This is a genomic window from Nocardia sp. NPDC052254, assembly GCF_040679495.1.
In the GTDB taxonomy this organism is placed as follows: domain Bacteria; phylum Actinomycetota; class Actinomycetes; order Mycobacteriales; family Mycobacteriaceae; genus Nocardia.
In genome coordinates this window covers 24,361-37,727 of the sequence record NZ_JBFAUW010000019.1, presented here as the reverse complement: position 1 = coordinate 37,727, position 13,367 = coordinate 24,361, and the positions used below count along the sequence as shown (strand labels likewise).

Annotated in this window: 15 protein-coding genes and 1 pseudogene; 9 read left to right on the top strand and 7 right to left on the bottom strand. The window is 62.5% G+C overall.

Features of this window, described 5'->3' with window-relative positions:
• The first annotated feature begins 67 nt into the window (after positions 1-67).
• From AB0L57_RS29635 to AB0L57_RS29615, 5 genes are all read left to right on the top strand, one after another.
• Positions 68-376, top strand: coding sequence for a hypothetical protein (locus tag AB0L57_RS29635; RefSeq protein WP_364969082.1), 309 nt, complete (start codon positions 68-70; stop codon positions 374-376).
• Entirely contained in the window at positions 376-2,451 is a 2,076-nt protein-coding gene (locus AB0L57_RS29630; protein WP_364969079.1) for a hypothetical protein, read from the top strand. Before AB0L57_RS29635 ends, AB0L57_RS29630 begins: the two co-directional genes overlap by 1 nt.
• Before the next feature lie 135 nt (positions 2,452-2,586).
• Positions 2,587-2,892, top strand: a complete 306-nt coding sequence (locus tag AB0L57_RS29625; protein ID WP_364969076.1) for a hypothetical protein — start codon at positions 2,587-2,589, stop codon at positions 2,890-2,892.
• Between the two features lie 769 nt (positions 2,893-3,661).
• Complete coding sequence (locus AB0L57_RS29620; RefSeq protein ID WP_364969073.1) at positions 3,662-4,060, top strand: hypothetical protein; 399 nt, start codon at positions 3,662-3,664, stop codon at positions 4,058-4,060.
• Complete coding sequence (locus AB0L57_RS29615; protein WP_364969070.1) at positions 4,057-4,659, top strand: DUF3558 domain-containing protein; 603 nt, start codon at positions 4,057-4,059, stop codon at positions 4,657-4,659. Before AB0L57_RS29620 ends, AB0L57_RS29615 begins: the two co-directional genes overlap by 4 nt.
• Positions 4,660-4,743: 84 nt before the next feature.
• Here the strand turns inward: AB0L57_RS29615 and AB0L57_RS29610 are convergent, their stop codons facing one another.
• A complete protein-coding gene (locus AB0L57_RS29610; RefSeq protein ID WP_364969068.1) occupies positions 4,744-4,956 on the bottom strand; it encodes a DUF6199 family natural product biosynthesis protein in 213 nt (70 codons plus the stop codon).
• A 4-nt stretch (positions 4,957-4,960) separates the two neighbouring features.
• Positions 4,961-5,425 carry a DUF4254 domain-containing protein gene (locus tag AB0L57_RS29605; protein ID WP_364969067.1) on the bottom strand — a complete coding sequence of 155 codons (465 nt, stop codon included), beginning with the start codon at positions 5,423-5,425 and terminating at the stop codon, positions 4,961-4,963.
• 1,196 nt (positions 5,426-6,621) lie between these two features.
• Here AB0L57_RS29605 and AB0L57_RS29600 point away from each other — a divergent pair.
• Entirely contained in the window at positions 6,622-7,443 is an 822-nt protein-coding gene (locus AB0L57_RS29600) for a hypothetical protein (RefSeq protein WP_364969065.1), read from the top strand.
• On the opposite strand, the gene AB0L57_RS29595 is transcribed toward AB0L57_RS29600, so the two are convergent.
• The 3 genes from AB0L57_RS29595 to AB0L57_RS29585 all read right to left on the bottom strand — a co-directional run bounded on the left by AB0L57_RS29595 (position 7,429) and on the right by AB0L57_RS29585 (position 10,074).
• Complete coding sequence (locus AB0L57_RS29595; protein ID WP_364969063.1) at positions 7,429-8,091, bottom strand: HAD family hydrolase; 663 nt, start codon at positions 8,089-8,091, stop codon at positions 7,429-7,431. The genes AB0L57_RS29600 and AB0L57_RS29595 overlap by 15 nt on opposite strands.
• A 157-nt stretch (positions 8,092-8,248) precedes the next feature.
• Positions 8,249-9,328, bottom strand: coding sequence for a redox-regulated ATPase YchF (gene ychF, locus AB0L57_RS29590; RefSeq protein ID WP_364969060.1), 1,080 nt, complete (start codon positions 9,326-9,328; stop codon positions 8,249-8,251).
• Positions 9,329-9,603: 275 nt separating this feature from the next.
• Complete coding sequence (locus tag AB0L57_RS29585; protein WP_364969058.1) at positions 9,604-10,074, bottom strand: DIP1984 family protein; 471 nt, start codon at positions 10,072-10,074, stop codon at positions 9,604-9,606.
• A 113-nt stretch (positions 10,075-10,187) separates the two neighbouring features.
• On the opposite strand from AB0L57_RS29585, the gene AB0L57_RS29580 reads away from it, so the two are divergent.
• Both AB0L57_RS29580 and AB0L57_RS29575 read left to right on the top strand, forming a co-directional pair.
• On the top strand, positions 10,188-10,625 hold the full coding sequence (locus tag AB0L57_RS29580; protein ID WP_364969055.1) for a heme-binding protein: 438 nt from the start codon (positions 10,188-10,190) through the stop codon (positions 10,623-10,625).
• A gap of 104 nt (positions 10,626-10,729) precedes the next feature.
• A pseudogene (locus tag AB0L57_RS29575) lies at positions 10,730-10,819 on the top strand (Uma2 family endonuclease); the annotation flags it as partial.
• A 212-nt stretch (positions 10,820-11,031) separates the two neighbouring features.
• Here AB0L57_RS29575 and AB0L57_RS29570 read toward each other — a convergent pair.
• Positions 11,032-11,655, bottom strand: coding sequence for a TIGR03086 family metal-binding protein (locus tag AB0L57_RS29570; protein WP_364969053.1), 624 nt, complete (start codon positions 11,653-11,655; stop codon positions 11,032-11,034).
• A gap of 94 nt (positions 11,656-11,749) precedes the next feature.
• On the opposite strand from AB0L57_RS29570, the gene AB0L57_RS29565 reads away from it, so the two are divergent.
• Positions 11,750-12,700 carry a WYL domain-containing protein gene (locus AB0L57_RS29565; protein WP_364969050.1) on the top strand — a complete coding sequence of 317 codons (951 nt, stop codon included), beginning with the start codon at positions 11,750-11,752 and terminating at the stop codon, positions 12,698-12,700.
• Positions 12,701-12,740: 40 nt separating this feature from the next.
• Here AB0L57_RS29565 and AB0L57_RS29560 read toward each other — a convergent pair whose 3' ends face one another.
• Complete coding sequence (locus AB0L57_RS29560) at positions 12,741-13,328, bottom strand: GrpB family protein (RefSeq protein WP_364969047.1); 588 nt, start codon at positions 13,326-13,328, stop codon at positions 12,741-12,743.
• Positions 13,329-13,367: the final 39 nt, after the last annotated feature.

The following is a 13,367-nucleotide window of genomic DNA, read 5'->3' as shown; positions in this document are numbered from 1 at the left end:
AATGGCACAATACCCCCATAGCCGAGGGGGATCACAGTGTGATCACCGGACAGAGGGGGAAGCTGCTGTGCTGCAAGCAGATATCGACCAGATCAACAATCTCGTGACGACCGTGCGCGACGTAGCGACCCAGGTCGACGGTATCGACATCCGCACAAACGGAAACAAGCTCACCGACGCTCTGCCCGGCTGCAATCTCGGCCCGGCCTGCGCCCAACTCGGCGAGTTCACCGAAGGAGCATGGTTCCGGGTCGCCGAACGCTACGGCAAACTCGCAGACCTCGTATTCGGCTCGGCGAACCTGTACACGGTCACCGACGAGCAGTTCAAACTGCGACTCGAGACCATGGACTTCCATCCGAAAGGTGACCGGTAATGCCGCTTCGCCCCGACGTCGAGAAGTGGAACACCGGCGCGCTCGCGGAGTGGGCTGCTCAGATCGACACAGCGACAGCCACATACGAAACTCAGCTCGGCCGCATGGTCAGCCGCTTCACCGACACCACGTGGAAGGGCGTCGCCCGCGATGCCGCCTACGACAAGTTCAGTGAGGAGAACACCGAAGGCCGCAAGCTCTCCCAGGAGATCCGCACCGCGACCGATGCCCTCCGAGCCGCATCCGGTCGTCTCGCCGACGAGAAACGAACCCTGCTCGCCAAGGTGTCCGACGCGGAAGGCGACACGGAGGCACCACTTGGACTGGTAGTCAGCGAACGCTGGGTGGTTCAGACGAAGCAGGTCATTCTGAGCGGCAAAATGATCGCCGACGATCTGCAGAAGACAAAGGACCGCATCGACCATCACCAGGGGTTGATCAACAGCGCGTATTACAGCTTGGCGCAGGCGATCAGCGAAGCGAGCACGGCATTGACCGATGCCGCGCAGAAGATTCGCGACCGAGGCGATCTGCTGGGCAGCGGAGTCGACGCGCCGGTGAGTGCGACAGACAGCGCGAAATTCGGTCAAGAGGACGGCAAAGCGGTTCACGACGCCTTCCACCCGGACGGAACGGTCGACAAGGCCAAACTCGACGAGATCGCCGCACACCTGCCGGAAGGCATCCTCACCGAACAAGACCTGCAGGACTTGGCCAACGGCAAGGATGTCGCCACCCTCCCCGCATCGACCCAGGAGTACTACCGCGAGTTCTACCAGAGCGCCGGCAAAGACGGCATCCTGGCGATGAACGACTACCTCAAGACCCAAGAGGACAGTGGGAATACGGTCGCTGCCGCGCGACGGGACGCACTGGCGAACGGGCTCATGGTGGTGTCGAACGAGCACATCGGCACCGGGCGCAATCCGGACGGGACGCTGAAATCGCCTGGGAGCTACAAGCAGTTCCCGGAAGATCTTCAGAAGTTGGTGTCGACACGTATAGGCGGGCCGGACGCGAATTCCAAGACCTATCCCACCTGCCCACCGGACACGGAGCTCGGCGGCCAAGACCGATTCTTGAAGGACACCAGGCGACTCGGGGACCTGATCAAGCAATCCAATCCTGGATTCGAGCCCGGAACCGAGTTTTCACGTGAACTGACCCGCCAGGCCGCAGCGCTCGGAACGTCCGGGATGGATCCCGACGCAGCGAGTCTTCCAGGGAGGCCGGTGTCGCGGTCTTCGATGGAAGGCGTCATGCGCGATTACCTGGAAGTCTCCAGCCGAAACCACGAAGCCACGACCCAATTGTTGACCGGACAGGCCGAGCCCGGCTCGGTGCCGCTGGAACAAGGTTATGACCCGAAGAAGGTGATCCAGCCGCTCCTGCAGTACGACTGGGACGACTCGAACGGAAAGCAACCACCGCAGCTCTTCAATTGGATTGGCGAAGAGGCTAACCCGCATCCGGCGATCGATGGACATCCAGAGATAACCCCCGAGCAGTCACACTTGGCCGGACGGGCCGCATCAGGCCTAGCCGCGGTACTGACCTCCGACACGGACGGCAAAGATGGGTACATGGGCCCATTCGAAGCGCTGATGAATATGCCCGGGCACGACAACCAGTCCCTCGGACAGGTCAACCCTGGACTGACCAGGCAGTTGACCGGCGCGATGATCCCTTACCTGGATGATATGGCTCTCGCTCCCGATCATCCTCATCCGGCCTTCGAGTTGCGGGGAACCGAGGACCGGAACCTTCAGGCCGTGCGCCTCTCTACGCTCTTCAACACCGATGAGATCTCCTCAGGTGCGTGGAACGCCTCAATCACCGAACGTACCAACGCCTACGCCGCCCAGTACGCCTTTCTCCACGATCAACCGTCGAACGATCGTGATCAATATGCCAATGCCGCCGGCCGACTGGCCGGGATCCAAGAACAAGGATTGCGAGCCGAGGCATTCGACCGCGGTCTGGATGCACGGGAAGCAGAGGAGGAAAACGCTGGCCGGAAGAAGCTTGCGGTCGATATGGCCAGTACCATGATCTCGGATGCTGCAGGCGAATAATTCTGGCCAGGAGGGACTGCAATAGATCTTGCAGGCAAGTATATCGGCGATGAAATCAAGCCGGAATACAAATCGATCCCGCTGGAACAACAGAACGTCCTGCAGGACGAACTGGCGGGACACCGATACTATTCGATGCTTCAGTCACTATCCAGCCGCGATCCGCACTTCTTCGAAAATGCACCCAGCAACGCATCCTCCATCAATCCGGATTGGCTGGAAAACGGCCACCTGAAGAATTACTCAGATATAGTCGGCCCTGCTGGGGACAACGCGGTATTCAACACGGCGGCCTTCCATTCGACCGCAGGTTCGTGGCTGTCCGGAGTTGGCGTCGACGTACCGGGTTTTAACGCAGCAACAATTGCACAGGCAAACATATTCAATCATTACACTTACTCGACTGACGAATACAAGAGCACCGTCCTGAAGGGGCACTGATGTCTTGGTTTCGTAGATTATCTAAATATGCGGTGCCGGCAGCAGCAATACTGGTCTGCACAACATCGTCGTGCGGCCACGAATCCAAGAAATCGGCAACTGTCCCGCCCTGGGCTATTTCCTTCCGCTGGTCGGCCGAACCGGGCGTAGATCTGAACTCGAACGAGATACGCATGGTTCGTGCGGCAATCGAAAGTAACACAATAGCGACCTACCTGAGCGTGGCCTACGGATATCCAGGCTGGCAGGAAGCATCGGACCACTCAGTCGATGTCGACGCATACACGCCACATGCAATGACGGAAGGGATCGGAACTGCCTACCTTCATATAATCCCACTTCCCACTCCAGGTGGGACCAGGGATATCGTCTGCAAGGATATGACCGGAACAGCCAGGAAAGTCGGGAACAACTACCCAATTCCGGATCCCGCGAAGCCGCTGGAGGGGCTGGATGTAATCGCTGTCGACGTAGCCGGCATTTCCAATGTCGACCCTGCAACCATCAAACGCACCGAGACTCCGAGTGGCCCGGAAATACCAGGACCACCATACAAGAGCGCACGTCCGAAATCGAACGTGTTCTCGCAATTTACATTCGTTTCCTACCCTCACGGCGGCTCGCAATACCGCGATCTCTGCAATCCTTGGACAGAGTCCCGCTGGGGCGGCCCCCAACCGCCGAAACCAACCCGAACCGAGAATGAACCACCGAAGATCGAGCCGTTCACTCCAGGATGGGCGGAGTAGCCGGACCAGAGGAGGCACGTATGCCGGGACAGAAATTGGACTTTGGACAAGCACAGATCCAGGTTTTCAACTCCGCCGTGAGCAGCGGTCAGATTCGATACGACGCATCCGCGGCGCGCCAGGCCGCTCAACTGTACGACCGGGCGGTAGAAACCCTGAAGTCTATTCGCGACAAGCTGCGCGATGCAGAGAACGCCCAAGGGTTCGGAGGATTCCAAACCGGAAAAGAGCTGCAATCAGGATTCGCCAAGAAGGCCCAGGATGGCGGAGAAACGCTAGCTCATCTCATTGATGGAGCCTTACAGTTGAAGGAAGTTTACCTTCGAGCAGGCGGGCTGATCCAGGAGGCAGACAAGACGAGCGCCGACAGAATAAACCAGGCCCAAAGCTACGGAATCTCAGGAGAGGGTCTCGCATGAGGCGTTTTTTACCGGCAGTAGCGGCAGCGACACTGGCACTGGCGCTGTCGGCCTGTTCATCCGATGGCGACAACAACGAAACCTCCCCCGCAAGCACCCCTGTCTCGAGCCCAGACATTGCAATGACAGTCAAGGCAGCCCCGGATCAAGACCCGAACGGAACCCGGCCAGTAGGGTTCGATCCTTGCACCGGCATCGGCGACGAGACCATAACCAAGGCGGGGTTCGATCCAAAAACTCGCAGGCGCAGCGACCAAATCCATACTGGCTACGCATTCATCAGCTGCCGGTTCGACCACAAAGAAGATGTAAACGGACAGTTGCTTACCACCCGCTCGGTAAACATCTCGTCGACTGGAATTACGTTGGATCAGTTCCGCCAGCGCGAAGCGTCTACTGCGACCGACATCCAAATCGACGGGCAACCTGCCGTTGCTTACCATGATCCTTCATCGGAATACTGTGACGTAGTAACAAAAGGCCCCGACAGCTCTCTTGTGGTCGAAGCAACCAGCACCGGCACGTTCACAGACTGGAATCCGTGCGATCACGTTCAGGAGATAGCCACAGTAGTCGCATCAGCGGTCAACAGCCGATAGGTTGCCCATAGCCAGACCATCTCATGAAGAGCCCTCTGGCACAGGCTGTTCGGGACTCGGCTCTTCCCAATCGAGCTCTGGGCCTCACAACATCGTGAAGGCGATCACCAGCAGAACGGCTCCGCCGAACAGAAGACCGCCAGCCTTCTCCAGGTAACCAGCCTCGCTTGGCTTGTTCGCATCAGGATCGTCGTACTTCCAACCCTCCGTCTTGCGCCAAACCTGCTCGGGGTACACCAAACTGACAAAGCCCCACAGTAGGAAGACAACCCCCATAACGATCATGAACCCCTTCATATGATCAGCCTATGGAGCGACGACCGGTGGCGTCCACCAGATAGGTGAGAGCAGGCACGTTCCGCATGCCGGCGCTGATCTCGAAGGCCAAATCACCATAGGCAACAGTGAGTTCCGCGAGGCGTTGCCAGAGGAAGTGACGATGCGGCTCGGCTATCCGGCTGCTCAGCGCGGCGTGAGCGTCAACGCGATACTGAGCGATCCGGTCGATTACCATGCCGATCGACTCCGCGTGCAGGTAGGAGGCGCCTCGCGCCTGCGGGAGGTGGGATGCCACCCAGCGGTCGACCGCACACACCAGTTCAGCTCGGGGACAGTCGAATTTACTATCGAGATCTGAGACGGGAGAACGGCGATCGGCGTGGAGCGCAGTCAGATCGCGAGCGGCATGCAGCACAGGATGGTTGAGCCGGATCGTTCCGTTGCACGCTTCCAACAGTTCGTCCGGGGACGGGAGCTTGACGATCACTAATGACCTCCAGGGTCGAATCAATGGAGAGGTTTGGTCCGCGAGGCCGCGCGATCCCGGATTAGGTTCAGTCGACCGATTCCAGAGGATCGAATCGACTGCGGCCCAGAACTATTGATTGAGTGCGAGCAGGTTCGCAGTTCAGCGGCACTGGCCCAACAACAGGTACGCGTTGCAGATGGACAGTGCAGTCGTCCGGAAGATGAGACCGATGCATCAGCCGTAGACGATGTTCTGGCCGGCTCGCATTCTCGTAGCGGTCATCGCCCACACCCCAGGGCGGACCACCTGGCGAAAGACATTCTCGGCCAGACAGTCTCGACGTCGACAACGTGCATCAACGCATCCAGCTCACCGGCACACAGGCAGGCCGGAGCCGGAACCAAAACGGCATCGACATCCGACCCGCGGACGTAATCGACGAGCGGAACAACGAAGTCATCCGGCCAGATCAGGACATATCCCAGTCGGCGAGCGAGCCGACGAATCTGCGCCGCATCCCACTCCGGCGCCCCGGACACCTCCGGGTCGATCCAGCCGAGCGCGGACGGATGCCCTCTCATGCGTTACCCCCCTTTGTGTATGAGTTCTCCGATGCGATCACCCAGAAGGCAGGACCTCACCTCAGGAGCTTGAACCCATATTCGATCCATCTGATGGACTAATAAAGGACATAAAAGAGGACATTACGCGGCCATAGAGATGCGTATTCGTCTGCCTTCGCGCCCAAAAGCGGCTAGTCTCAACACATGACGACTCCAGGGAACTCCGCACTGCGCGCTGCCCGGCAGGCTCTCGGCTACCGATCGCAGACCGCACTGGCAGAAGCGCTCAATGAGACGGCACGAACGATCGGTCTCCGAATCTCGATAAGCACAAGGACTGTTCGACGCTGGGAATCCGACGAGTCGCCGTGGCCCCATCCCGAGCATGCGGCTGCGTTGGAGGCCCTGTTCCAGCGGCCGATTGGGGAACTCGGGTTCACTCCGCCTTGGTCCGAGAACGTAACCGCCACAGATAATTCGGCGAATAGAAACAGCTCCCGACCACGGGCGTCCCGGCAACTCGGCGGCTCGGCCGCGCCACTCCCCGCTTCCGCAGCGAACGACTACGCGGCCATAACCGTTGCCCACCGCCGCCTCTACTGGTCCTTGCCCGGCGCGAAGCTCCATCACGCTGCAGCCGAGCACGCGGCAATGGGACTGGACATGCTGCCGCGCGCGGCCGGTTCGTCGAAAGAAGCTCTGGCCAAGGCTGTCTCTGAATCAGCCCTGCTCGCCGGTCGCATCGAATTCTTCGATCTGCAGCAACCGGAAGCAGCACAAAGGCATTTCACCAACTCGCTCCAAGCCGCACACGATGCAGGCGACGCGCTCCTCGGCGGCGCAGCACTGGCACACATGGCCTTCATCCCAGCATTCTCAGGCGACTCAGGCCGTGCAGAAGAAGCTCGGGACCGACTTCGCGCAGCGCGAACGTTCGCCCGCCGTGGTGAGGCGAGCGCTGAATACCTGGCATGGCTGGATGCGGTCGAGGCCGAAGTCGAGACGCGCTTTGGTGATACGCGGCGAGCATTGACGTTGATCCATGAGGCGGAGGAGCGATACCGCAAGTACGACAGCGAGACGAATCCGTCTCCCGCATGGCTCGATTGGTTCAACCCGACCCGGCTTTCCGGTTTCAAGGGCAACACCCTTTTGATCGCCGGCCGAGGCCGTGAGGCCAGAGCAACTCTCGAGAGCGTGCTCATGGATCTTCCCGTCGAGTCGATCAAACAGCGAACGATCTACCTCGCGGATATGGCTTCAGCCGCCGTCCTGGACCAAGATCCCGAACAAGCCTGCGCCTACGCCGAACAGGCCCTCGATGGTCTCGGACAGCACTGGTACGCAACTGCGATGGATCGCGTGAAGACTGTCCGCCAGGCCCTCAAACCCTGGGATTCGCTACCGGCGGTACGACGACTCGATGACCTGCTCTACGACTGGCACACCACAGTAAATTCACTGTCGCGATGAAGTATTCTCTGCCACAACAATTTCCGGCAGTTCGGCGAGATCGCGAATCTTCCAATCGGACAGATCCGCAACTTCCGGGCTGTCTCGCAGGATCCACCCCCACGCCCCCCGCTGGATATAGGCCGTACGCATACCGGCCTTCTTCGCCGGCGCAACATCGTTGTCGATGCGATCGCCGACATAGACGATCTCCTCCGCAACGCAAGGCGCGACTTCGACGACCTTGGCGAAGAACTCGACCGACGGCTTTGCGACACCCCAATCATCTGACGTGGCGATGAAATCCGTCGGAAGGTCGAGACTCCGCAGAATCTTCCCGGAGCGAACTGTCTGATTGCCCACGACTCCCACCCAGACGCCCAACTCCTTCAGTTTCGACAGAGCAGGCCGAACATCCGAGTACAGGTCACCCTCACCGTAGGTCTCGGGCACACCAGCATCAACCCGCGCCTGGCGCTCACGCGTCAGATCAAAGTCCGGCTGGAAGACTTGGAACGCCTGTCGGTAGTCGAGACCACTCGCAATGGCCGCACCGAAGACCGCGGAGAAGGTGTGCCGGGGAACCCCGAGCCAGTCAGCCCACGTGCCGTACTCCCGGCTCTCGTCAACGAGCGTCTCACCAACGTCGAATACAACAGCCGAAATCATGAGCCAACCGTACCTCCATCAAGCGGGCCTCTGGGACCAGCTTCCTCTGCGATGGCGGCTCGAAATCTCTGTACAAGAGGCTATTCTGACCACGAACGCCCCGGTGTCGCCTCGGAAGAAATTCATGCGCCCGGGGCTCCCCTAATTCGTGGGCGGCTCAGACGTTGAATCTGAACTCGACCACGTCGCCATCGTGCATGACGTAGTCCTTCCCCTCCATTCGCACCTTGCCCGCGGACTTGGCGGCCGCCATCGACCCTGCCTCGATCAGATCGTCATAGGCCACGACCTCGGCCTTGATGAAGCCGCGCTCGAAGTCGGTGTGGATGACTCCGGCTGCCTTCGGCGCGGTGTCACCCTGGTGAATCGTCCACGCGCGGGCCTCTTTCGGGCCCGCGGTGAGGTAGGTCTGCAGGCCCAGGGTGTGGAAGCCGGCGCGAGCCAGGGCGTGCAGGCCCGGTTCGGTCTGGCCGATGGATTCCAGCAACTCCAGGGCGGATTCGGCGTCGAGTTCCAGGAGTTCGGCTTCGACCTTGGCGTCCAGGAAGACCGCATCTGCCGGGGCGACAGCGGCTTTCAACTCGGCTACGCGGGCTTCGTCGGTCAGGACCGACTCGTCGGCGTTGAAGACATAGAGGAAGGGTTTGGTGGTGAGCAGCGACAGTTCGCGCAGGAGGTCGGCGTCGATCTTGTCGCGGACCGCGTAGAGGGTCTTGCCCTCGTTGAGGAATTCCTGCGCCTGCTTGGCGGCGTCGGCGACCGGCTTGCGATCCTTTTTGACCTTGGCTTCCTTATCGAGGCGGACTACCGCCTTCTCCAGGGTCTGCAGGTCGGCGAGGATGAGCTCGGTTTCGATGACCTCGATATCGCTGAGGGGGTCGACCTTGCCGTCGACGTGGATCACGTCGTCATCGGCGAAGACCCGGACCACCTGGCAGATGGCGTCGGCTTCGCGGATGTTGGCGAGGAACTTGTTGCCCAGGCCCGCGCCTTCGGAGGCGCCCTTGACGATGCCGGCGATGTCCACGAAGGAGACCGTCGCGGGAACGATGCGCTCGGAGCTGAAAATCTCGGCGAGTTTGTCGAGCCTCGGGTCGGGCAGCGGCACCACGCCGACGTTGGGCTCGATGGTGGCGAACGGATAGTTCGCGGCGAGCACGTCGTTGCGGGTCAACGCGTTGAACAGCGTCGACTTTCCGACGTTGGGCAGACCGACGATACCGAGGGTGAGACTCACGAGTGCAGGAGTCTACGCGGCGCGACCCGGGCAGTTACATCTGCCCAGGTCGCGGCGTGGGGATGGAGGCCCCTTACCCGCCCTCGCCGTCGCGGATCTGCACGTGGTTGTGCGGCGTGTGCCGTTATCTGTCACCTGTGCGCGATGCTGGGCTGAGTTGTGAATTGGGGAATCGAACCCCCGCACTGCCCGCCATGCACCAGGAGGTGGGCCGTCATTGCCCGCACGGCCCTGCGGGTTGTGCACGCCTCCGCGACGACTACCTGCTCCATCCCTCAGTCCAGCAGATCGATCTCCCAATTCGCGCGCTGGACGCTCGTATCGATCTCGCGCAGTTCGCGAGCGAGGTCGTCGGCCTGCGCACGCAGCTCGGCGACGGGTAGCGCGGAGAACATCTTCAACTCCGAGCGCAGCTGCCGCCCGTACCCGCCCTGTCCCCGGCCGACGGCGGCATCGGCGGCGCCGGTGACGATCGAATGCCGCAGCCGCAGCGCATCGCGACGGGCCAGCGCATCGGTCACGGTGCCGACGTCGCCGATCGGCGATGCCGCGTTGGTGCGATTGATGCGCCGGACCAGATCCTCGAACTCGGCAATCACCTCACCCACCTCGGCAAGCAGCGCCGCGGCATCCTCGGCGGGTTCCTCACCCTCCTGGAAGCGCGCGTTACCACCGATCCGGGTGCGCAGCTGTTCGATTCGTTTCACCGCATCCGCACGCAATGCCAAAGCCTCGGCCAGCTTCATTTCCCCTCCTCCGGTTCGCATACCGGACGGAGTGTAATCGCGGCGATCCGCAAGGGGCACGCCATTTTCCGTACGGCATCAGCCTGCTGCGACGCGATACCAAGGTCGAGTTCATGTCGCAGATTCCCCGTCTTCCCGGATTGCGCCTGGCCGACGCGGATTGGCTGGTTTCCACCGCACTGGCAGTCGGTGCCGAACGCGGGTTTCCGCCGCTGGCCATCGCCGTCACCGATGTGGGTGGTGCGGTGATCACGCTACGACGCTCGGACGGTGGTATGCCCATGACCAGTCGGCTCGCCGTGGCCAAGGCCCGCAGTGCGCTGTTGACTCTTCAGCGGTCGGGACGAATCCCGTTGCCGGGCGAGATCGTCGACAGCATTCAGCATCTCTACGGCGGCGACTACATCCCGTTCGCGGGCGGTGTTCTGGTCACCGAGAACGGCGTGATCGTCGGGGCGGCCGGGGCGTCGGGTGCTCATGCGACCCAGGACGAAGAGGCCGTGCAGACCGCGGTGGATCGCTGGCACGAAGATCGCGCGCACGTGGCCTGATCCGAACCTCCCGACCTCGCGACCACGAGTGCGTCTCCCGGTCGCCGAGTTACCATTACGGCATGGTCGTGCCCGGTATCGACCGCCCCGACCTCCCCGAATTCATGACGTGGGAGGAACTGGTGCGGCTTCCGGAGGAAGTCGCGGACCAGATCGAACTCTGGGAGGGCCGGGTCGTGTGGCTGCGCTGCGGCCGGCCAATTATCTTCTGGTCGGGGAATGGACGCACAAGGACGAGGCGGGGGTCGTTCTCGGACACCCCTTCGATATCGAGATCCCCTGGGCCTCATTGGCTTTCCGAGTCGGCCGTGACCGGTCGAGCTACGGTCGGCAGGCAGTGAATCGTGCTGCGCAAGGCCGGGAGTGCCCGTGCGCACTGTCCCGGCTACGCGGTTCCATGGTGGGCTCAGGCCCGCGGATCGCGGCCCAGATAGCGCAGCAGCGCATCCACCGCGGAATCGCCCGGCTCTCCGTCCAGCACCGCCGCGTAGGCGCCCCACTGACGCAGGGGCTCAACCAAACCCGTTGCGGCGGTGAGGAATGCGGTGGCCAGGTCCTCGGTCAGCGGAGACGGCTGTCCGGTGGCGATCGCGATGTCCCAGGCGTGGACGCCGGCGTCGAGGGCGCACATCACCGCGGCGACGGCGGTCGGCAGGGCGCCGTGCGGGAGCGGGGTGGGCACGGTTTCGGTGTCGTCGGTGACGGTGGCCCAGGCGGCGGCGGTCTCGTCGACGGCAGTGGCGATCAGATCGGCCGCGGTGCCGGCGATCGAACCCGAGGGCGCGAAGGGGTCCTCGGCGGGGCCGGTGCCGATGCCGAGCGCCGCGGCGTAGGCGAGCTGGTCGCCCGCGGCGTGCTGGACGACCTGAGTGACGGTCCACTGCGAGCAGGGGGTCGGCACCTGCCACTGATGATCGGCGATACCGGCCACGGCGGTCGTGAGCGCGCGGTACGACTCGGCGAGCACCTCCCGCCACACCGGGGCGAGGACGGCGGCGGGATCGGAAGCCTGCGCGGTGCTGTTCATCATGGAGCCTTTCGTTCGTTTCGGCGTTGAACTCAGGCTATGCGGCAATTAGGCTTGTTTTCTTCCTAATGGAACCCGGACGGCGAACGGCTATTTTGTGACCTCCACCACAACCCGCGTCCTGCGTCTGCTGTCGCTGTTGCAGGACCGCACCTACACCGGCCGCGAGCTCGCGCAACGACTGAACATCACGGACCGGACGCTGCGGCAGGACATCGCGCGGCTGCGAGAGTTGGGCTATCCCGTCCATGCCGAGCGCGGAGCGGTGGGCGGCTATCGACTCGGACAGGGCAAAACCATGCCTCCGCTGCTGCTCGACGACGACGAGGCGGTCGCGGTCGCGGTGGCGATCGGGCTGGCCGAGGACGGCTCCACCGGTATCGCCGATATCGACGAGAATGTCGCGCGGGCGCTGGCGAAACTGGAACGCATTCTGCCGATTCGCTTGCAACGCAAGGTGACAGCGCTCCGCACGGCCACCGAGATCGGGCCGGCGGTCACCGGCTCACGCGAACCCGATGCGCCGGTCCCGGCACAAACCCTCGCCACCATCGCCTCGGCAATTCGCGGCACCCGGATACTGGACGCCGACACCGGCGTCGTCGAGCCGTATCGGCTGATCAACTGGCAGCGCCGGTGGTATCTGGTGGCGTACGACCTCGAAAGACATTGCTGGCGTGCGATTCCCGTCGCCGGCCTCGCGCAGGTGACCACGACGTCCCGGAGCTTCGCCGCCCGCGCACTGCCCGATGACGATCTGGTGGCGTTCGTGCTACGCGAGATCGCCACGGCCGGCTGGCGAGTCCATGCCCGCGTCACGGTGCTCGCCCCGGCCGAGACGGTGATCGCGCGGATCAATCCGACCGTCGGAGTGGTGGAACCGGTGGATGGCGACTCGTGCGTCTTGTACACCGGCGCCGACACTTTGGAGACGATCGCCATCTATCTGAGCATGCTGATGATGGATTTCCGGGTCGACAGCCCACCGGAACTGGTCGAGCACATTCGCATCCTGGGCCGGCGTTACCGCGCTGCCGTTGCACCGTGACAAGCACTCACGCACAGCATGATCGGGCTCATCAGCCGATCTACAGCATGCCCGCCGCACGGAACAGGCGGTCGTAGATCACCCGGATCACCGGCTGCTTGCGCAGGTTGTAGTCCACCGTGGCACCGCCACCCGGCACGGCGGAGCGTTTCGCGGCCTCGTAGAGCGCGCGATCGTCCGGATGGGTGCGCAGCCAGTCCCGGAACATGCGGTGCCGGATGACCTCCGGACAGTCGGGGCCGAAGACGTGCAGGTTGACGCGGGGTTCGGCCAGTTGCAGCATGCGATGCTCGTGCCAGGACGGTTCGCGGATGATGTGTGCGTAACCGAGTGGTTCCAGCAGCGGCACATAGGTTTCCTCGGCGCGCGGGTCGGCGAGGGTCAGGTCGATATCGAGGACATCCTTCGCGGCGAGCCCCTCGACCGAGGTCGATCCCACATGGTCGATCTCGAGGACCGTGCCGCCGAGGACGGAGCGGATCCGTGCGGCCTGGGCCTCGAAGCGCTGCGGCCACCGTGGGTCGTAGGCGACGATGTCGACGGGGGGTTCCTCGGGGCGGCCACCGACCCACGGGTCCAGGTCCGGGTCGGGGTCCGAATGCCGAGTTATCTCTGCGTAGCTGGGCATCGGACCGATCCTACTGGCCGCATTCGACTGCGCCGGTGC

Excerpts from the sequence above, each read along its gene's own strand:
- AB0L57_RS29615 (WP_364969070.1), top strand. The coding sequence starts at position 4,057 with ATGAGGCGTTTTTTACCGGCAGTAGCGGCAGCGACACTGGCACTGGCG.
- AB0L57_RS29625 (WP_364969076.1), top strand. The coding sequence starts at position 2,587 with ATGCTTCAGTCACTATCCAGCCGCGATCCGCACTTCTTCGAAAATGCA.
- AB0L57_RS29600 (WP_364969065.1), top strand. The coding sequence starts at position 6,622 with ATGGGACTGGACATGCTGCCGCGCGCGGCCGGTTCGTCGAAAGAAGCT.
- AB0L57_RS29595 (WP_364969063.1), bottom strand. The coding sequence starts at position 8,091 with ATGATTTCGGCTGTTGTATTCGACGTTGGTGAGACGCTCGTTGACGAG.
- AB0L57_RS29610 (WP_364969068.1), bottom strand. The coding sequence starts at position 4,956 with ATGAAGGGGTTCATGATCGTTATGGGGGTTGTCTTCCTACTGTGGGGC.
- AB0L57_RS29580 (WP_364969055.1), top strand. The coding sequence starts at position 10,188 with ATGTCGCAGATTCCCCGTCTTCCCGGATTGCGCCTGGCCGACGCGGAT.
- AB0L57_RS29560 (WP_364969047.1), bottom strand. The coding sequence starts at position 13,328 with ATGCCCAGCTACGCAGAGATAACTCGGCATTCGGACCCCGACCCGGAC.
- AB0L57_RS29570 (WP_364969053.1), bottom strand. The coding sequence starts at position 11,655 with ATGATGAACAGCACCGCGCAGGCTTCCGATCCCGCCGCCGTCCTCGCC.
- AB0L57_RS29620 (WP_364969073.1), top strand. The coding sequence starts at position 3,662 with ATGCCGGGACAGAAATTGGACTTTGGACAAGCACAGATCCAGGTTTTC.
- AB0L57_RS29630 (WP_364969079.1), top strand. The coding sequence starts at position 376 with ATGCCGCTTCGCCCCGACGTCGAGAAGTGGAACACCGGCGCGCTCGCG.
- AB0L57_RS29585 (WP_364969058.1), bottom strand. The coding sequence starts at position 10,074 with ATGAAGCTGGCCGAGGCTTTGGCATTGCGTGCGGATGCGGTGAAACGA.